Origin of the sequence: Pseudoalteromonas sp. SIMBA_162 (assembly GCF_046535955.1) — a bacterium.
GTDB lineage: Bacteria > Pseudomonadota > Gammaproteobacteria > Enterobacterales > Alteromonadaceae > Pseudoalteromonas > Pseudoalteromonas marina.
Genome location: NZ_JAWJBQ010000838.1, coordinates 1 through 251, shown reverse-complemented (window position 1 = coordinate 251; position 251 = coordinate 1). Strand labels below are relative to the sequence as shown.

1 protein-coding gene is annotated in these 251 nt (G+C 59.0%); it reads left to right on the top strand.

Annotated features, from left to right (window positions below; translation table 11 throughout):
- Positions 1-251, top strand: a 251-nt coding sequence (locus R0J88_RS22040) for a TrmH family RNA methyltransferase (RefSeq protein ID WP_410901183.1), incomplete at both ends; no start/stop codon positions are given.

Sequence of the window (251 nt, the reverse complement as noted above, 5' to 3'; positions counted from 1 at the left end):
GCCAGCGATGTGATTGGTAATGCTCACATCGTCGATACGCTCGACGAAGCGTTAGCCGGTTGTAGCCTGGTGGTGGGCACCAGCGCACGTTCCCGCACGCTGCCGTGGCCGATGCTCGACCCGCGCGAATGCGGTTTGAAAAGCGTTGCTGAAGCGGCAAATACCCCGGTGGCGCTGGTTTTTGGTCGCGAACGTGTCGGCCTGACCAATGAAGAGTTGCAGAAATGCCATTATCATGTCGCGATTGCGGC